The sequence below is a fragment of the Enterococcus phoeniculicola ATCC BAA-412 genome, assembly GCF_000407505.1.
GTDB classification, from domain to species: domain Bacteria; phylum Bacillota; class Bacilli; order Lactobacillales; family Enterococcaceae; genus Enterococcus_K; species Enterococcus_K phoeniculicola.
The window spans coordinates 590,495-608,245 of sequence record NZ_ASWE01000001.1 but is presented as its reverse complement, the minus strand read 5'-3'; the positions used below and the strand labels follow the sequence as shown (position 1 = coordinate 608,245).

Below are 17,751 nucleotides of genomic sequence, written 5' to 3'. Positions count from 1 at the left end.
CTCCTTATTATAAGAATGATGGAAACGGCGTATCATTATCAATGCTGAAAACATCATCAAACCCACGATAGAAATTGAATTCTAGGTCATCTTTATTTGTCGGATAAGTAAACTTTCCACCAACTTGCCAGATATATGGTTTGAATTGGTAATGTAAACGGTCTTTCTTGAACTTCCAGATTTCTGTGATTTCTTTTGGATCTGCCATAAAATTTGCCCATATATCATAGTGAACAGGAATCACCACATTTGCGTTTAATGATTCAGCCATACGCAACATATCAACTGAGGTAACCTTATCTGTAATTCCTCGTGGATTTTCACCATATGCACCTAAACAAACATCTATTTTGTGTTCATTTCCATGTTTGGCAAATAAATTAGAGTAATGAGAGTCTCCTGCATGATAGATTGAGCCTCCTGATGTTTCAAACAAATAATTCACAGCAATTTTATCCATATCTTGCGGAAGCTTGCCTTTTAACTGTTCATTAGGATCCTCGCACGTAACTAATGCCGTTCTGTCAAAGGCCTCAAGGGCAATAATAGTAATATCTTTAATCGCAACTTCATCTCCCGGCGCAACAACAATTGTTTTCTCTTCTGGAATTCCCCATTTTAACCAAGTAGCTACAACTTCTTTGGGCCCAATAAATTTTGCCTCTGGACAATTTTGATGAACCGCTGCCGCTGTATTGATGTCTAAATGGTCTGAATGGATATGTGTCACTACCAAAGCATCCACATCCTTCACCTCAAATGGATCAATAACAAACGGCTGCGTCCGGAGATTCGGCTGCATTTTCTCCACCCCACTCATGCGCATCATCTGATGTCCTTTCTTCATCTTTCCATCTCCATGACTTCTCTTTCCTGTACCACACCATAAATCACATAAAATATTCGTGTTTTCATGAGACTTAATCCAAATTCCTGTACACCCTAACCACCACATAGAAACTGTACCTTCTGCTACTTTTTCTTGGTTAATCTCTTCATTTAAGTAAGTGCCCCACTCTGGAAATGTGGATAAAATCCAACTTTCTTTTGATACTTCGTTGACCGTATTTGCCATATTATTCGCCCCTTTATTGATTTTGTTTTCGTTATATTTAAATCATATCTTCAAAAAATCATCATGAAAACCCTTTTATATGATTGTTTGGACTTTATATGATTTTTCACGACGTTTAATTTTTATGTGATGTATAATAAATCATATAAAAATCACTTGTGCATAAAAACTAGTAAAAAAGGAGCACTTCATATGAAAAATTCAATTGCAAACATAGATTCTCGACATCAGAAAATTTTACAAGTACTGGAAGCGCACGAACAGATGACGACCAAAGATTTAGCAACTACCTTAAACGTATCCATTAGTACAATCCGACGAGATTTAAATATCTTAGAAGAAAAAAATGATATTATACGAAAATATGGCTATTGCATCTTTAACTTTGATAACCAGCGAGATTTTGATCAGTCTGGTCCGGAATTAATTAAGCAAGCTATCGCACGTATTGCAAGTACCTATGTAAGTGACTACGATACCGTTTTTATTAATTCAAGCTCAACAGCATTAAACGCTGTTAGCTATTTTAAGTCGAAACATTTAACAATCGTCACAAACAATTTAAAGATTTCCTCTACTCCACACAACGCAAACTACAACTATATATTGACAGGCGGAGAGCTGCGTTTTCCAAAGGAGGTACTTGTTGGTGATATTGCAACAAACACTATTACATCAATGAATTCCGATATCTGTATCATTGGGTGCAGCGGGGTCAGTATTGAAAATGGCATTACTACCAAAATATTGAACGAGGCGAAAATAAATGAGTTGATGATAAAGCATACGGTCAAACATAAAATAGTAGTCGCCGATCATAGAAAGATTGGTCAAACGTCCAAATTTAAAATCGCGGACATTACTGTATTTGATTACCTGATTACAGATAAATACTGCTCACCAGACATCATCAAAGAAATAAAGAAAACGGGGGTTCAAGTGATTCAAGTAGAATGATTCTAGCGTGGTTCCCTTTTTTCACACGTTGAAGAAAAAACCTTGTTCAAACTATCGAGAGGTATCTGGATGTTCTCTTTTCTCTGTAAATTCTTCTGCTTATCTATAAGAGATGTTCCTTTTTAAAAATTGTTGAATTTTCAACAAAAAAGTTATAGACTGAAGAGGAAAATCCCATACAGACAGGAGTGAACAAAATTGATTCATTTATACGAAGCATTTAAGCAAGCGGGTATCCATTTTGAGCGTTACCACCATCGAGCAATTTATACCAACGAAGATGCCGTCATTGTGAAACATGAACTTGGCTTTTTTGGAACGGAAACAAAAAGTTTATTTTTGAAAAGCAAAGACAATCAGTATTATATTTTTTTAACGTACACCACAAAACGAACAGATTTTAAAGCACTCAGCAAACTTGTTGGGAAGCGACTTTCAATTGTATCAAGTGAACAAATGCAGGAGTTGACTGGACAAAGCCCTGGTGCAGTTTCTCCTTTTGGCTACCCATCAACTATTTCTTTAATTATTGATAGTGACTTGCTTAGAGAAGAGAAGTGGGTATTTGCACCCGGAAAACCAGATGAAACTTTTGTGCTTGATGTAAAAGATTATCAAAAAGTTATTGCTCTCTTCCAAAACCCCTTATTGATTTTCAAGGAGCAAGAGGATGTCTGAATTATTAAGAGAAATCGGAATGATCTCGCGTGCTTTAGAAGACATAAGCAACAAGGAATTTAAAGAGCTACATTTAAATAAAGGACAATATGTTTATTTAGCTCGAATTGTGGAACATCCAGGGATTATTAACGATTCCCTAGCTGAGTGCACTCGGTCAGACCGCACTTCTGTCGCTAAATCAGTTAAGAATTTGGAAAAAGAAGGACTTGTCCGAAAAGAATCGGATGTTGAGAATAAAAAGATTAGACGATTATATGCGACAAATAAAGGAGTAGACTTGTATCAGATTTTAGCTAGAGAAGAAAGATACTCTGAGAAAAAAGCAATTGCCGGGTTAACAATAAAGGAACAAAATCAATTGCTTTCTTTATTAAAACATGTCAATCAAAATGTGACCGATGATTGGCTCTACGTGAAAAGCGGAAAAAAACGAACCTATTAAAAGAACGCTTTTTGTACGAAAAAGTACAAAAAGCGTTCTTTTCATTTTGCTCTTGGCTATTAATCAAACTTTGTTTCATTCCATCTATTTGCGTGATAATCAAACGCATCTCTTATGTCTTCAAACGTATTTCTTTCTAAAGAAAGATTGAACCCTTCTGTAAGCTGTTCTTGCTTATAAAATGAAACTGCGCTTGTTTCAAGGCCTGTTGACACATCAAAGGAGTCCGCCTCACAATAAATAAAAAACTTGTAAACATATTCCAAGCTGTCAGGATAATCATGCTTTGCTTTATCAACTACTTTCATTAAATAGACAGGATTTACTGAGATATTCGCTTCTTCCATTGTTTCTTTTTTTGCAATCTCACTCGGTGAAAAGCCCACATCTGCCCATCCCCCGGGTAGTGCCCATGTATGATCGCTTTTTTCTTGAACCAATAAAAGTTCATTTTCCTGATTAAAAACAACTGCTCGAACATCCACTTTAGGTGTGACGTAACCCACATCAGAGGAAAAATAGCGTTCTATTTCTGCTTCTGTCAAATTTGTTGCATAGGTGGTCGTAAGCTTTTTTAAAATGTCTTGCATTTCTATTAAACGTTCTTCGTCATACACATCTCTCACATAGGTCAAGCTCGTGTTGACTAGTGTTTTTAGCTTAGTGATTCCCTCTATAAGCTCCATTTGTCTCACCTCTCTTCTATTTTTCTAAAAAGTCGTTTTATTTTTCAGAAATTTCTTTTTCAAAGACATAATCGGTCATTTCAAACCCTTCGCCAATCGGAGAAATTAGGACACCTTTATTTACGAATTGCCTATGGATATAGACCTCAATTGCTCGTTTATTTTCTTGGTTTACTCGCAGGCGAAGACGTTTTTTATGATTTTTTCTTGCCACCTCTTCGTACCAGTCAAATACTTCTGAGGAATATCCTTTTCCCCGAACAGAATCTTGCAAATAAATTTTGCTTAGATAGATGACTTCTTCTTGTACTTCATAAGCGGTGTAGCCGATGGGTTCCCCCTCTGCCTTTAATAAAAAATAATTTGCTCCATTAGATATTTCAGAAAAAATATTTTCAGGTGATTGATACGTACGCAGCATATACGCAACTTGTTCAGCGCCAATAATCGGCGTAAATACTTCTGGCCAGATTCGTTGTATCACGTGGTATAATTCCTCAACCTCTTCTTTTGTTTCTATCTTTTGTCTCTGCAGCTTCATTTTCTCTCTCCTTATCTAAACCACTGTTTGTAAAATGACTCAACAAGATTCACCGTTTGAATTGTCCGCTCCTTAGTCATGATGGAGCTAGTTATCTGTTTATTTTTTATGCATGTATTCACATGGTCCACTTCAAAAGTAAATTCATTTTCAAACGCCGTTAAAATTTCTTCTTCATGTCCGAAATTGTCGTAAATCATTGCTCTTTTTGCTTTCCAAAAATCAGGAATTTCTATCCGTCCTTTTTCACCATAAAGAGTCAGCTTACTTGGTAAGTCTAGCTTAACGGTTAAGAAAAGATTTGCCAAGAGGTCTGAATCAAATTTTACGGTAATATTTACTTGTTCATCTACCCCCTCGGAAACATTGGCAGAGCCACTATATTCCTCTATGTCTCCGAATAAATATGATAAATAGTGAAGAGGATAACTCCCAGAACCATGTAAAAGACCTCCGCCAGAATCAAGAGAATGAAACCACGTTAAATGCTCAATGTTTGGATACGCAGTTACTGAATTTACAAACTGAATCTTTCCAATTGCTTTTTGAGCGATTAATGCTTTCACCTCTTGCGTAATCGGTAAAAAAACAGCCTTTTGTGCTTCCATTAAAAAAAGAGTCTTCTTCTGTGCTAACTCAAAAAGCTCTGTTGCTTCAGCCGTCGTCAAAGTAAATGGCTTTTCAAGTAATACATGTTTATCATAGCTCAAGGCAAGCTTTGCTGCCTCGTAATGTCCCTTATTGTATGTCGCAATATAGATAACGTCTACGGCTTCATCTTGACAGAGAGCTTCATAACTTCCATACGCTTTTGGAATTGATAGTTCTCCAGCCATTTTTTCTGCTTTTTCAATTGAGCGAGAGGCAATTGCCGTGACCTCACCTTCTTTACTTTGTCTCACACCTTCAACAAAGCGAGGAACAATTTGTGCAGTACTAATAATTCCATATCGAACAGTCATCGCAAACTCCTTTATTCTATAATCGTAATTCGTTCATTCACTTGTATTGCTTCTTTTACTGATTGAATCACTGTACAGCTTTTAATCGTCTGTTGAAGTACCCGACCTAGTGTATCAATGTCCGTTGACGGATTTTTTATTTTAAAATGAATGGCCACTTCTGTCACTTTGTTGGGCTTCGCATCCTCCATTAAATAATCAACATCTACATGAATTGAGTCATAGGTTATCTTTCTATTTTCTAAAATGATTCGCAAGACACCATAACTGCAGCCTGAAATACTCATAACCAACAATTCCACTGGACTCGCTTGATCTTCATCACTTCCAAAGGAAATATTTACATTTTTCCGTGTCGTCCCCCTCATCTTTCCTTCGTGTTCATTTAAATCTAAATGTCGTTCAATCATAGCTGCTCCTCCTCAAGATAAATAGCTAATTTTATGTATCTTCTTTTCATTAGTATACCTTTCTTCTTGCTTCCTGCAACTAAATGTTTCTATGTGTTGGATGCTCTCCTCATTTTTGAAATAAAAAACGCAAGAACCAGCCCCTTAGGGTTCAGCTCTTGCGCTTCACTGCTTTATTCAATGATTGGATAGGACCTTTTATCTATTTTTTCTCAAACTCAACTCACATTAGCTCAAATGTTTTCGCCTACTTTAGATACGTTGCCACCTTGGTTGTAATCAAATCGATTGCCACATGATTTTCGCCGCCTTCTGGCACTATTACATCCGCATAGCGTTTTGTCGGCTCAATGAATTGGTGGTACATTGGTTTGACTACCGTTAAATACTGCTGAATAATTGAATCTAGCGTTCGCCCACGCTCTTCCATATCTCGTTTGATTCGACGGATAATTCGGATATCATCATCAGTATCCACATATAATTTAATGTCCATTAATTCTCGTAACCGTTCATCTTCAAGAATCAAAATTCCTTCTAAGATAATGACTTCTTTTGGCTCTTGGATAATCGTAGCACTACTTCTTGTATGTGCTACATAGTCATAGACAGGCTTTTCAATCGTTTCATACTGTAAAAGCTTCTCCAAATGTTCAATTAAAAGGTCTGTATCAAAAGCAAACGGATGATCGTAATTTGTATTCAGACGCTCTTCAAAGCTCAAATGACTTTGATCCTTATAATAAGAATCATGTTCGAGCATCATGATGGAGTGATCTGGAAAATGATTGAATATCGCACGGCTTACACTGGTTTTTCCACTACCAGATCCTCCTGTTACGCCGATTACAATTGGTTTACTTTTTGTCATTGCATAAAAACCTCTTTCGTTGTGATTTACACTAGTGTCTATTATAACGAAAAATACAGATTTTTCTATGCTTTAAGAGAAAAAAATCATTGATTTCTTATCCTTCTAAAATAGAATAGATTTCCTCAAGCCGTTTTATTTTGTACGTAGGCTGAATCAAGGCATCTTCTTTGGCCGTTTCTGGCTGCAGCCAGATTTGATCAATCCCTGCTTGTTGCCCTCCTTTAATATCTGAGGTTAAGGAATCCCCAATAATAACAGTCTTGTTTCTATCTACATTAGGGATACGCGCAAACACATAATCAAAATATTCTTTCATTGGCTTTTGGTAACCTGTATCTTCTGAAACAAAGATATCTTTAAAGTAATCGGTCAGCTTTGCATCTCCCAACCGCTGATATTGTGTTTTAGACACACCATTTGTCACAACATAAAGGTCGGCCTTTTTCGCTAAATCGGCAATAATTTCACGACTATTTCCTAGCAGATCATGTCCTTGATTCAAATATTGACGATAGCTGTTTTCTAAAGCAACCCCATCAACCTCTTGTCCTAACTGTTGAAAGAAAAGAGAAAATCGTTCATTCGTCACTTCATCGCGTGTTCTTTTCCCCTCTTCAAACTCTCGCCAAAGCTGATGATTAAGCGCTTTATAGCTCACTTTCAATTCAGGAGTCATTTTTACTCCTTGTTCTTGAAATAACTTTTGCAAGGCATTTTCCTCTGTTAACTGAAAGTCTAATAGTGTATCGTCTACGTCAAATAATAAAGTGGTATAGTTCATGGTTTTCTCCTTTTTCATTTAAAATAGGGTTTAAGTTTCATTAATTCTGGATAACTTAGCTGGCGATAGCCGCCTCTTAACAACTGTGAATCTAAGCTTAATGGTCCCATTCTAATTCTTCTCAAACGAGTAACTTTCACGTTACGTGAGAGAAACATTTTCTTCACTTGATGAAATTTTCCTTCTTGAATAGAAAGAAGGCAATGACTCATTTTATCAGAAGCATCGAGTATAGCCAATTTTGCAGGCTTACAAATTTCTCCGCCATGAAACATAATCCCGGCTTGAAATGCCAATCTATCTGCCTCACTTAGCTTTCCATTTACCCATACCTCATAGGTTTTCTCGACTTTTTTCTCTGGAAGTAAAAGCTCATAGCCAAGTTGACCATTGTCTGTTAACAGCAATAATCCTTCAGTATCTCTGTCTAGACGCCCCACTGGATAAAGAGTTTCTCTTTGGTCAACAGAGGCTACAAGTTGAGTGACCGTCGTATGCTTTTCATCTTTTAATGCTGTTACAACACCAGCTGGCTTATTCATCAGAAGATAGACATGGTCAGTATACAAACAATCTGATCCAACCTGTATGTGATGCAGTAGGCTGTCAACATTTCGACTTGCATTCATCTCCACCTGACCATCTATTCGTACCTGTTTTCTAGCAAAATATTGTTTCATTTCCTTACGGCTTGTAAGAAGTTCTTGTTCAATTAATTTATCTAAGCGCATAAAGGGATTCCTTTCCTAGTTCATAAACCAGTATATCGAAAAAATCTGGTAAAAAACAGAGAAACCTATAGAAGAAAATGAAGGAACTTAATAAAAGTGATTCCCTAGGTAATCTACTCACTCTGTCTGCAAAAAAATGGGTTAGCAAACGGCTGAAATGAGCTATACTTATAGAGAGAGTTTCTTATCTAACCAATAATAGACTAGGTAAACTAAAGAATAGTTGGAGTCAATTTTTCGAAATTCAGTGCCGCAACAAATTGATGCGGCAAAAATCATTTACTTTTTTTGAAGCGGGGGTACGGTTGTGATAACTATAGGAGAAAAACTTAAACAACTGAGAAAATTGCATGCATTTTCTCAAACCGAAGTAGCAACAAAACTACATCTATCACGTCAAACTATTTCAAAATGGGAACTAGGAAAAAGTCAGCCCGACTTATTTAGTTTACAACAGATGGCCCTTTTATATAAGGTTTCCTTGGATGAGTTGTTTGATATGAAAAAGGAGAAAGAACAAATGATTTCGACTTATAAACCTGAAAATATGTCAAAAGCCCTTGCACAGACACTTAGTTTAGCATCTCCCACTGAGAATCAGCAGCTATTTGTTAAAAAAAGGATTGTTGATCCTCTTTTCCAACAGCTAGATTCTGCAGAAAAAATTTATTGGTGGGGTATCGATAAACAGCAAACCCAGTTGTTTTCCACTCCACAGCCATTACAGACTGAATGGTCAAAAACCTATTTAGCTATGTTTCAACAAGATGCAAGTGTTCTTCTTTTTGCGACGAATACACGGATTATTACGTTTAATATTCTGTCTTTTTTAGAAGAGACTTCTTATTCTTCTTATCTTTATAACCAAATGGATTATTTATGTATTGGGTCAATGTTTGGAGAAACACCATCTGCTCTACAAACATTTTCATTGGGAATCTATTTGCCAACGAAACACTATACTCTTTTTACTTTGTCAGCAGAGAAAGCAAACTCTTTCGTTGAATTATTTTCGGTCATAGATAATGATAACGTCTTTTTTAGGAAACTATCTAAATCAAGCATGATAGAATTCACCAAAAATTGGCGTCGAAACAAGTTTACAAAAGTCCAGTAAACGATTGAAAACTTACTGTTTTTTAAGAAAATTACCGTTTTTTTAAAGAAAGAGGGCAAAACTTTGACTTCCATTCAAATATGGGCTAGGCTATAAGAGTAAAGTGAATATGGTTTCTCATACACAGCGTAATGACCTGGTGGAGAAAAGTTGACTCAAACTTTTTAGGACAGTTGTGTGGACAGCTGTCCTTTTGTGTTTTTCGCACCGTTCAATGTGCAGGAGAATAACCAAAAAACAAATTCACTTAAATAAAATCTGTCTGATACCAAGGACAGTCACTTTTTAAGGAGGAGTTTTAGGTTATGTCAGTATCATTGGAAGTAAGTAAAAGAGCCGTCCGTCCCCGTTCATTAAGGAACAAGCTACGTCACGAGGGTAAAATCCCCGCGATTGTCTACGGTTACCAAATTGAAAGTACCCCTATCTCAGTTGATGCAAAAACGTTAACAAAAGCGTTGCGTGATCATGGAGTGAACGCGGTAATTTCATTAGACGTCGAAGGAAAGAAAGTGAATACGTTACTTGTAAAAACACAAGTCGACACTTTCACAAAAGAATTCACTCACTTAGAGTTTCTCTCGGTTGACATGGAAGAAGTTACTGAGCTAGACGCAGAAATCGTGTTGATTGGTGAAGCAGCCGGTGTAAAAGTTGGTGGGGTTCTAAACCAAAACTTATACAGCGTACTTGTATCTGCTACACCAGACAATATTCCAGAGCGTGTTGAAGTCGATATTACAAAATTAGAAATTGGCGATGCTGTAACAATCGCTGATTTACCTAAGAACGACAAATTCACTATTGTAACTGATCCAGAAGAACAAATTTTAGCGATTACAGAACCAAAAGCAGCTTCTGATATTGAAGACGAAACTGTTGCTGCAGGGGAACCTGAAGTAATCGGTGAAAAAGAAGCAAAATAAGCATAAATGTAAATCAAAGTTGCTAATTAGACGTCGAGGAGAGCGATTTCCTCGACGTCTTTTTTTACTTCAGCACCCCTTTTTATTGAAACTTTATGAACATTAACTCTTTCGGCCCAGACTTCTTCTATTTGCTTTTAAGAAAATTTAGCATTTCGAGAGAAAAAATGGGCTTCTTTTTTGTTTTTGATTTATACTAAAAGTAAGTAAGAGATTCATTCACCAAAGGAGGTTATTTTTATGTTTGAACAATTTGATAGGAATCGCAGTCGATTTGCCTCAGTCGGAGTTGTATCGAGTTTACCTGGAGAGCTAATTGATAGTATTTGGGTAATTATCGATTTGAATTTAAAAGGAGTGATTCCACTAACAAATGTCCTTACATTTGATTTAGTTAATCGCGGAGGACTTGTGACGATGCACTTTTCTCAAGAAAACTCTGAGGTAGAGATGGATATTGACTTGCCATTTCATTACTCCAACAACTATCCAAAACAAGTCTTTGCTTTTGACGACGGTACCCGGCAAACCATTCTTTTACCAAGTGAAATTAAACAGCGATAAGCCTTAAAGAATAATGAGCCCTTTCGCAAACCACAACAGGTGATTTGTGAGAAGGCTCTTTTTTTCTATACTTTATTAAAGAAACAGTTAGTCGTAATCAAAAATTTAATTTGCTGAAATCTTTCGTTACGATGCTGAAAGCTGTTGAAAATGATAGGAAAGTTTCCTTTCCTATGCTAGTATTGTACTGATTATTTTAGTTTAAGGTGAGATGAGGTCGTAGTAATGAGAGAACTAACAAAGGGAAATCCCGCAAAATTAATTTTTATTTTTACTATTCCATTATTAATTGGGAATATTTTTCAACAATTTTATAATATGGTGGATATGATTATTGTCGGCCAGACACTTGGGAAAAATGCACTTGCAGCGGTTGGCTCTACAGGTAGCCTAACGTTTTTAATCATTGGTTTTGCCCAAGGTTTGACTTCTGGTTTATCAATAATAACAGCACAACGTTTTGGTGCACAGGATTTTCGAGGGGTCAAACGAAGCTTTGCAACTGGAATTATAATTAGCTTCATTGTGACTGCTGTCTTAACAATAGTGAGTTTAGTCTTTTTACGACCGATGCTGCTTCTCATGCAAACACCTGCAGAAATTATTGATCAAGCACAAGCCTTTATCTCGGTCATCCTAGCAGGAATTTTTGCTGCAATGACCTTTAATCTTTTATCAAATATTATTCGAGCTTTAGGGGACAGTCGAACACCATTATTTTTCCTTGTGATTGCAGTAATAGTGAATGTTCTCTTGGATTTAATTTTCATCCTTTACTTTGGTATGGGGGTGGAAGGAGCCGGCTACGCAACCGTGATTGCCCAAATGGTGGCAAGTCTTCTTTGCCTCATTTATATAAAAAAGAAAATCCCCCTCCTTCAGCTTCATCGAAAAGATTTTGTTTGGGATAAAAAAGAACTACGTAAACATTTGAACATCGCTTTACCTATGGCCTTTCAAGCATCCATTATTGCTATTGGTGCCATTATTTTACAATCGGCGTTAAATAGTTTAGGTACAGATGTTGTTGCTGCACAAGCTGCTGCAGGTCGTATTGATCAGTTTGCAACTCAACCTATGATGTCCTTTGGTGTGACAATGGCAACCTTTACTGCACAAAACTATGGTGCAAAAGAATATGGCCGTATTCTAAAAGGAGTTAAGCAGTGCTTGATTATGAGCTGTGGATTTAGTATTGCAGCAGGGGCAGTCGTCATCTTGTTCGGTCATTATCTCGTACGGCTATTTGTAAGTACCAGTGAGGTAAAAGTCTTTGAACTCTCACAAATTTATTTTAATGTGAATGGTTCTATGTATTGGATTTTAGCAATATTATTTATTTTACGCTATACTTTACAAGGCTTGGGACAAAGTAAAATTCCAACAATTGCAGGAATTATGGAGTTACTTATGCGCTCATTTGCAGCTATCTTCTTAACCCAGTTAATTGGCTATACAGGAGCTGCTGCTGCCTCGCCACTTGCTTGGATTGGTTCTGTCGTGGTCTTACTTTATTCCTATATAAAAGCGATGAAATCACTAAAAATACTAGAAAAAGAACAGCAGGAAAAAAGCAATCTTGCTGTCTAAGGAGCTATTATGAAAATTAGACTAGAAACAGCGTATGATTATCGGATAGTAGAAGAACTCACAAGAGATGCTTTTTGGGATGTCTATCAGCCAGGCTGTACAGAGCATCTCATTCTTCGCCAGCTCCGAAAATCTCTTGCATTTATAAAAGAGTTAAGCTATGTTGCAGTCGAAAATCAACAAATTATTGGCCATATTGCCTATAGCAGAATGAAATTTGAAGGATCATTTTCAAAAGAAGTTCTTTGTTTTGGTCCCCTTAGTATCCATCCAGATCATCAAAATAAGGGCATTGGTACCCAACTCATCACTTATACATTAGAGAAAGCACGAGAATTACAGTATCAAGCTGTTTTGATTACTGGTTCCCCTGACTATTACTATCGTTTTGGCTTTGAATCTGCCAGTAATTATGATGTTTTTCTAGAAGGACTCTCCACAGAAGAGGACGCCTCGTTTTTCATGGCAAAAGAAATTGTTCCTGACTATTTTTCCACACATTCAGGAATCTATTCCTTTGCCACAGAATTTTCTGTTTCTTCAGAATAGCTAACACTAATCAATCATTTCCTATCTCGACCTCAAAAAAATATGCCTTGATTTAGAGAGTTGTTTTCTCTAAATCAAGGCATATTCTTATCATCAGACATCTGTCTCTTGTGTCTCTTTTCTTAGAGTGACTTTAAAAAAATTAATATGTGCCGGTTCAAAATCTAACACGGTAAACTGGAAAGCTCCAATGGTTAATTGGCTTCCAGAGGTAATTGTTTTATCAAAGTCTAACATGTAACCTGCAAGTGTCGTAAACTCCGATGAGTCAAATTCATCCACATGTACATGGAAATAGCGCTGAAAATCATCTAAGCTAATTTTACCAGAAACAATATAGCTTCCATCTATTTGCTTCACAATCAATGAACGATCTACATCCGTCTCATCACGAATATCACCCACAAGCTCTTCAAGAATATCTTCAATTGTCACTAACCCACTTGTGCCACCATATTCATCTTTTAATATAGCTAAGTGTTTCCGTTCTTTTCTCATAACTGTTAGAACTTTTTTAATTGGCATATTTTCTGCTACTACTATGACTTCTTCAACTAAGCTTCCGACTGGTACTTGATCGTTCTCATAAGATTGACGAATCAGCGCTGGTAACGTCACATAGCCTAACACGTTATCTTTTGACTCCTCAATTACAGGATACCGAGTATGTCCTTGCTCTAAAGACTCTTTAATCGCTTGTTGAACTGTATCATCTGCTTCAAAAACAGCCATTGATGTTCTATCCACCTGAATGTCTTTTGCAAGTGTGTCATCAAATTCAAAAACATTTTCCAGATAATGGTATTCTTCTTTAGTAATTTCACCTTTTTGGTAAGAATTCATCGCCACAAGCGTCAATTCTTCTTGACTTAATGTTTCTTCCCCTTCTGTCGCTAATTGAACACCCAGTAATTTTCCTAACCCCGCAGCTGAATGATTTAACAGCCAGATGAAAGGAAACATTGCCGTATAAAAATAATGAAGGGGCTTCACAATTGCGAGCACTACTTTTTCAGTATAAACGATACTGTAACTCTTTGGCAGAAGCTCACCAACAACCACATCCACATAAGTAACAATAATAAATCCTAATGCGACAGAAATCGTTTTGGTCAACGCACCACTCAGCGGAAGACCGCCAATCAACGGCTCTAACACTGCCGCAACTGATCCTTCACCAACCCACCCAATAATCAATCCTGTCAGTGTAATCCCTAACTGACTTGCAGATAGATAGGCATCGAGATGATGGGTGACTTTGAGTGCCAAATCTGCATTTTTCACTCCGTCATTTTTTAACTGCTCTAATCTAGAGGGGCGAATCTTTACAAGTGCGAATTCACTGGCAACAAACAGCGCCGTAATCGCAATCATTAAAATTAAGATAACAAAATTTATCCACATATAGCTAACTCTCCTTTTTCTTCATTTCCATTATACTGTTCTTTTTTAAAATTCCATACCCGTAACTATTCATTTTTGAAAAAAAATCTGCAAAGCAGAAAGGAACAGAAAAAGCGTCTTTCGCTGAAAGCACGGTGACTGCTTTTCATATCAAAAAAACAGATTTGATTTTCTCTTTCAAGTTCACAAAAAAAGCCCTCAAAAGTTGTATTTTTCACGGACAACTTTTGAGGACAACCTCATAACTTAAATGGTTCTATCGCGCTGAGAGTTTTAGTAAAGAAGACAGACGCTTCGTTTCCCTCTCATCAAACGCTATAAGGGGGACACTTTAAGAGGGGAAATTTCTTCTGCTCTTTAGTTTTCAGTGACTTCATACTGTTGGACAGCTCTTCTTGCAAAATACCAGCTATTCACTAGCCTTACGTTCTTTTAGCCAGGTCTTTCTAGTTTGTCCAATAATTAGTGGAATGGTTTCATATCTTACATCACTATATTCCAATCCAAACCAGCTTTCCGGAGTCGTTGTGTGTCGCTTAATAGCAAGCTTTGCCTGCATAATTTGACGATCCCATCGATCAAGTGTCGTAACATTAGAAAGCTCTTCTTGAATTAAAACAAATTGGAAATCCCCAACTTCTCGCCCTGGAGTGATTGTATAGCATTGCGGTTGTTTAGCTAGTCTTCCGCTCTTCATAAGATCATGAATAATTTGGCGCAAATACACATTTACATCTTGTTGAATTCGGAAGCCTAAGAAAAGCTTCACTTTCACAATGAAATCAGTCTCCATCATGTCCACTTGATATTCTTGAGTAAACGGTTCGTCGGTTACCTCAACATTCACAAACCAATAGACAGTTGCTCGTTTCGGACGTTTATCCAAAATCGAATACATAAATTGCTTCCCAATCCGATCATTATCTAAATTAGGTACCATGAATACAACGTTCGTTTGATAAGTAGGAATCCGCGTATCTTTTCTAAGCATTTCAATTTGAGGAATGTAATCTGATAACAAGACCTCATCCGCTGCATTTGCCTGAATAATATTCCCGCGTTCCCAAATCGTCATAATTGACAAAATGACTAGTGCAATACCAACAGCTACAAAACCGCCGTGGAAAAATTTCACAACACTAGAGATAAAGAAGATTGCTTCTACTGCGCCAAAGAACAGCGTAATAATATGAGCAAAAATGTGCGACGTTCCCTTTTGAATTAAATAAAAATACAGTAACACAGTGGTCATTAACATGGTAACAGTGATTGACAGCCCATAAGCTGCCTCCATATGTGTGGATGTTCTAAAAGTAATTACAATTAAAGAACAAGCAATCCATAAAACAAGGTTTATGGCAGGAATGTACATTTGACCGATACTGCTTCCTGGATAAATAATTTTTAGTCTTGGTAAAAGTTTTAGTTTAATTGCTTCTGAAACAAGGGTAAACGATCCTGAAATCAACGCTTGAGAAGCAATCACTGCTGCAACTGTTGCAAATCCAACACCTATCACCATCATCCCACTTGGCATCATCTGAAAGAATGGATTTAAGTTTTCAATCTCTTGTGCGGTTGGATCTTTATAGACATTTAGCAACCAAGCGGCTTGACCAAAATAATTTAAGACCAGACAAACTTTGATATAAGGCCAGCTCATACGAATATTTTGTTTGCCTACATGGCCCAAATCGGAGTACAAAGCTTCAGCTCCGGTCGTCGCCAGAAAGATATTCCCTAATATAAATAGCCCTAGTTTATTGTCTGGACTGAGTAATAACTGAATTGCATAATAAGGATTTAACGAACGGATCACTGATAAATCTTGGCTAAAATTGATGATACCCATTACACCTAAGAAAGTGAACCATAAAAACATGATTGGACCAAATGCTTTTCCAACCATTTCTGTCCCAAATCGTTGAACAGAAAATAGAATCAGAATAATCGCCAAAGTGATGACTACGATAACCTGTTGGTCATTTCCAAAGCGATCATAAAACAGTGGAATTCCTCTAAGTCCTTCGATTGCTGTGGTCACCGTTACTGCTGGCGTCAAAACTCCGTCAGCTAGTAAAGCCGCACCGCCAATCATTGCGGGCACAATTAAATACTTGCTCCCTTTTCGCACCAGTGTATAAAGAGAAAAGATTCCTCCTTCACCATGGTTATCTGCATTTAAGGCAATCATGACATACTTGATCGTTGTTAATAACGTCAATGTCCAAAAAATTAATGATACTGCTCCGATAACAAAGTCAGGATTTAGACTCTCCAATCCGCCATTATCCCCAACAATTGCTTTCATAACATACAGCGGACTTGTTCCTATATCTCCATATACCACACCCATCGCTACCATTAATCCAGCAGCGGAGAGTTTTTTTGCTGTATGCTTCTTTTGTTCAGACACTTTCCTTATCCTCCTTGTCACCTTACTTTATATTTTTTGTGTAAGATGCTGTACTGGGACTCCTATTACATCCCTGTCTATTCAAACCATTGAATAAACTACTATTCAGAAAATAACAATTTCCATCAACTCTTGCTCTATATAAAAAAGACCTAAGCGACGGTTTCACAACCTGACACTTAGGTCTTGCAATAAAAATTTTAGACCAGTGAATTTCTCACTTGCTGTTGACCTAAAATCATAGTTGACTATGTGCTACTCCCCTAAATATGTACCCCATTATGGTCTTTAATTGGACAACTGTCAACTAAATTTAGCAAAAGAACTCATTCTCCTGACTTAACGTTCGTTTATTAGAAAAAACGGCACTTAATTCCTAATTTAATAGGGATTATGAGAATATTTTAGTCACTATTTTATGCAATTTTTCTTGTTTTCTATACTCACTATCTTATTAGATTTTCTTCTTCACTGTTTCTATTAGGAGACAACACTTACGCTATTTTTTTCTGTACATCACTATTCATCTATTTGTTTAGAGAAGTATTCTTTTAATTATTTCACCAAAAAATTCTATGACAACAAGTAATAGTACAGATTAATTTCGAGTGTTAGTGTACCTCTGCTTTCTCTATTCTCTTTTCGTATCATAACAATAGCACGAGTTAATTTACCCAAAACTAGCTTGGTGGCCAGACGCACCGCTCTGCTGCTGGAAAACATATTTATCCGAAAGTCTAAGCCACATCAAAATCTTCCATAAGCATCTAAACTATCTATCCTATCGGCACTGTCACTGGAAAAAGAAATTTAGAAAAGAATTAGTCAGGAGATGGCAATGCAAAAAAAAACAAATGGATACCTTCGCAGTCATTACTGAATCCCTCAGTCAGCAACCCCCTGTTTGAGTACACACAACAGAAGCAAGCACACCAATTTTTATAAAATAAAAAAATGTTTTTACTGAAAACAACGTCCTCTTCAAACAGACAGTCAAAAGAACGTTCCTCATTTTCTTACATGATGGACGACTCTACCAACACTT

The 17,751-nt window shown here is 36.8% G+C and carries 18 protein-coding genes; 8 read left to right on the top strand and 10 right to left on the bottom strand.

All coding sequences use genetic code 11. From position 1 onward, the window contains the following. Positions 1 to 7: 7 nt before the first annotated feature. The gene (ulaG, locus tag I589_RS02765) at positions 8 to 1,075 is read right to left on the bottom strand and encodes an L-ascorbate 6-phosphate lactonase (RefSeq protein WP_010769655.1); all 1,068 of its coding nucleotides are present in this window, start codon (positions 1,073 to 1,075) and stop codon (positions 8 to 10) included. Between the two features lie 192 nt (positions 1,076 to 1,267). Here ulaG and I589_RS02760 point away from each other — a divergent pair, with 192 nt between their 5' ends. The 3 genes from I589_RS02760 to I589_RS02750 all read left to right on the top strand — a co-directional run bounded on the left by I589_RS02760 (position 1,268) and on the right by I589_RS02750 (position 3,155). Next, the gene (locus I589_RS02760; RefSeq protein WP_010769656.1) at positions 1,268 to 2,032 is read left to right on the top strand and encodes a DeoR/GlpR family DNA-binding transcription regulator; all 765 of its coding nucleotides are present in this window, start codon (positions 1,268 to 1,270) and stop codon (positions 2,030 to 2,032) included. A gap of 198 nt (positions 2,033 to 2,230) precedes the next feature. Further along, a complete protein-coding gene (locus I589_RS02755) occupies positions 2,231 to 2,710 on the top strand; it encodes a YbaK/EbsC family protein (protein ID WP_010769657.1) in 480 nt (159 codons plus the stop codon). Beyond that, positions 2,703 to 3,155 carry a MarR family winged helix-turn-helix transcriptional regulator gene (locus tag I589_RS02750; protein ID WP_010769658.1) on the top strand — a complete coding sequence of 151 codons (453 nt, stop codon included), beginning with the start codon at positions 2,703 to 2,705 and terminating at the stop codon, positions 3,153 to 3,155. Before I589_RS02755 ends, I589_RS02750 begins: the two co-directional genes overlap by 8 nt. A 59-nt stretch (positions 3,156 to 3,214) precedes the next feature. On the opposite strand, the gene I589_RS02745 is transcribed toward I589_RS02750, so the two are convergent. The 7 genes from I589_RS02745 to I589_RS02715 all read right to left on the bottom strand — a co-directional run bounded on the left by I589_RS02745 (position 3,215) and on the right by I589_RS02715 (position 8,140). Continuing rightward, positions 3,215 to 3,841 (bottom strand): NUDIX domain-containing protein, encoded by a 627-nt coding sequence (locus I589_RS02745; RefSeq protein WP_010769659.1) that lies wholly within the window; start codon positions 3,839 to 3,841, stop codon positions 3,215 to 3,217. 37 nt (positions 3,842 to 3,878) lie between these two features. Next, positions 3,879 to 4,382, bottom strand: coding sequence for a GNAT family N-acetyltransferase (locus I589_RS02740; RefSeq protein WP_010769660.1), 504 nt, complete (start codon positions 4,380 to 4,382; stop codon positions 3,879 to 3,881). Between the two features lie 11 nt (positions 4,383 to 4,393). After that, positions 4,394 to 5,344, bottom strand: a complete 951-nt coding sequence (locus tag I589_RS02735) for a Gfo/Idh/MocA family protein (protein ID WP_010769661.1) — start codon at positions 5,342 to 5,344, stop codon at positions 4,394 to 4,396. 11 nt (positions 5,345 to 5,355) lie between these two features. Further along, entirely contained in the window at positions 5,356 to 5,754 is a 399-nt protein-coding gene (locus I589_RS02730) for an OsmC family protein (RefSeq protein WP_010769662.1), read from the bottom strand. A 247-nt stretch (positions 5,755 to 6,001) separates the two neighbouring features. Then, the gene (gene udk / locus I589_RS02725) at positions 6,002 to 6,625 is read right to left on the bottom strand and encodes a uridine kinase (protein ID WP_010769663.1); all 624 of its coding nucleotides are present in this window, start codon (positions 6,623 to 6,625) and stop codon (positions 6,002 to 6,004) included. Between the two features lie 97 nt (positions 6,626 to 6,722). Beyond that, positions 6,723 to 7,409, bottom strand: coding sequence for a YjjG family noncanonical pyrimidine nucleotidase (locus I589_RS02720; RefSeq protein ID WP_010769664.1), 687 nt, complete (start codon positions 7,407 to 7,409; stop codon positions 6,723 to 6,725). Between the two features lie 14 nt (positions 7,410 to 7,423). Continuing rightward, entirely contained in the window at positions 7,424 to 8,140 is a 717-nt protein-coding gene (locus I589_RS02715; protein ID WP_010769665.1) for a 16S rRNA pseudouridine(516) synthase, read from the bottom strand. 307 nt (positions 8,141 to 8,447) lie between these two features. On the opposite strand from I589_RS02715, the gene I589_RS17730 reads away from it, so the two are divergent. From I589_RS17730 to I589_RS02690, 5 genes are all read left to right on the top strand, one after another. Next, positions 8,448 to 9,257, top strand: coding sequence for a helix-turn-helix domain-containing protein (locus tag I589_RS17730; protein ID WP_010769666.1), 810 nt, complete (start codon positions 8,448 to 8,450; stop codon positions 9,255 to 9,257). Between the two features lie 305 nt (positions 9,258 to 9,562). Then, entirely contained in the window at positions 9,563 to 10,183 is a 621-nt protein-coding gene (locus I589_RS02705) for a 50S ribosomal protein L25/general stress protein Ctc (RefSeq protein ID WP_010769667.1), read from the top strand. A gap of 240 nt (positions 10,184 to 10,423) precedes the next feature. After that, on the top strand, positions 10,424 to 10,747 hold the full coding sequence (locus tag I589_RS02700) for a DUF960 domain-containing protein (protein WP_010769668.1): 324 nt from the start codon (positions 10,424 to 10,426) through the stop codon (positions 10,745 to 10,747). A 225-nt stretch (positions 10,748 to 10,972) separates the two neighbouring features. Then, positions 10,973 to 12,337 (top strand): MATE family efflux transporter, encoded by a 1,365-nt coding sequence (locus I589_RS02695; protein WP_010769669.1) that lies wholly within the window; start codon positions 10,973 to 10,975, stop codon positions 12,335 to 12,337. A 9-nt stretch (positions 12,338 to 12,346) separates the two neighbouring features. Then, positions 12,347 to 12,886 (top strand): GNAT family N-acetyltransferase, encoded by a 540-nt coding sequence (locus tag I589_RS02690; protein WP_010769670.1) that lies wholly within the window; start codon positions 12,347 to 12,349, stop codon positions 12,884 to 12,886. A gap of 93 nt (positions 12,887 to 12,979) precedes the next feature. Here the strand turns inward: I589_RS02690 and I589_RS02685 are convergent, their stop codons facing one another. Both I589_RS02685 and I589_RS02680 read right to left on the bottom strand, forming a co-directional pair. Next, positions 12,980 to 14,290 (bottom strand): hemolysin family protein, encoded by a 1,311-nt coding sequence (locus tag I589_RS02685; RefSeq protein WP_010769671.1) that lies wholly within the window; start codon positions 14,288 to 14,290, stop codon positions 12,980 to 12,982. Between the two features lie 409 nt (positions 14,291 to 14,699). After that, positions 14,700 to 16,655: a KUP/HAK/KT family potassium transporter gene (locus I589_RS02680; RefSeq protein ID WP_051100952.1), complete on the bottom strand. Its 1,956-nt coding sequence runs from the start codon at positions 16,653 to 16,655 to the stop codon at positions 14,700 to 14,702. Between the last annotated feature and the right edge of the window lie 1,096 nt (positions 16,656 to 17,751).

What these genes read in the sequence shown, in the direction of transcription:
- ulaG (WP_010769655.1), bottom strand. Translation starts at nt 1,075, where the DNA reads ATGGCAAATACGGTCAACGAAGTATCAAAAGAAAGTTGGATTTTATCC.
- I589_RS02760 (WP_010769656.1), top strand. Translation starts at nt 1,268, where the DNA reads ATGAAAAATTCAATTGCAAACATAGATTCTCGACATCAGAAAATTTTA.
- I589_RS02750 (WP_010769658.1), top strand. Translation starts at nt 2,703, where the DNA reads ATGTCTGAATTATTAAGAGAAATCGGAATGATCTCGCGTGCTTTAGAA.
- I589_RS02745 (WP_010769659.1), bottom strand. Translation starts at nt 3,841, where the DNA reads ATGGAGCTTATAGAGGGAATCACTAAGCTAAAAACACTAGTCAACACG.
- I589_RS02740 (WP_010769660.1), bottom strand. Translation starts at nt 4,382, where the DNA reads ATGAAGCTGCAGAGACAAAAGATAGAAACAAAAGAAGAGGTTGAGGAA.
- I589_RS02735 (WP_010769661.1), bottom strand. Translation starts at nt 5,344, where the DNA reads ATGACTGTTCGATATGGAATTATTAGTACTGCACAAATTGTTCCTCGC.
- I589_RS02730 (WP_010769662.1), bottom strand. Translation starts at nt 5,754, where the DNA reads ATGATTGAACGACATTTAGATTTAAATGAACACGAAGGAAAGATGAGG.
- udk (WP_010769663.1), bottom strand. Translation starts at nt 6,625, where the DNA reads ATGACAAAAAGTAAACCAATTGTAATCGGCGTAACAGGAGGATCTGGT.
- I589_RS02720 (WP_010769664.1), bottom strand. Translation starts at nt 7,409, where the DNA reads ATGAACTATACCACTTTATTATTTGACGTAGACGATACACTATTAGAC.
- I589_RS02715 (WP_010769665.1), bottom strand. Translation starts at nt 8,140, where the DNA reads ATGCGCTTAGATAAATTAATTGAACAAGAACTTCTTACAAGCCGTAAG.
- I589_RS02705 (WP_010769667.1), top strand. Translation starts at nt 9,563, where the DNA reads ATGTCAGTATCATTGGAAGTAAGTAAAAGAGCCGTCCGTCCCCGTTCA.
- I589_RS02700 (WP_010769668.1), top strand. Translation starts at nt 10,424, where the DNA reads ATGTTTGAACAATTTGATAGGAATCGCAGTCGATTTGCCTCAGTCGGA.
- I589_RS02695 (WP_010769669.1), top strand. Translation starts at nt 10,973, where the DNA reads ATGAGAGAACTAACAAAGGGAAATCCCGCAAAATTAATTTTTATTTTT.
- I589_RS02690 (WP_010769670.1), top strand. Translation starts at nt 12,347, where the DNA reads ATGAAAATTAGACTAGAAACAGCGTATGATTATCGGATAGTAGAAGAA.
- I589_RS02685 (WP_010769671.1), bottom strand. Translation starts at nt 14,290, where the DNA reads ATGTGGATAAATTTTGTTATCTTAATTTTAATGATTGCGATTACGGCG.
- I589_RS02680 (WP_051100952.1), bottom strand. Translation starts at nt 16,655, where the DNA reads ATGGTAGCGATGGGTGTGGTATATGGAGATATAGGAACAAGTCCGCTG.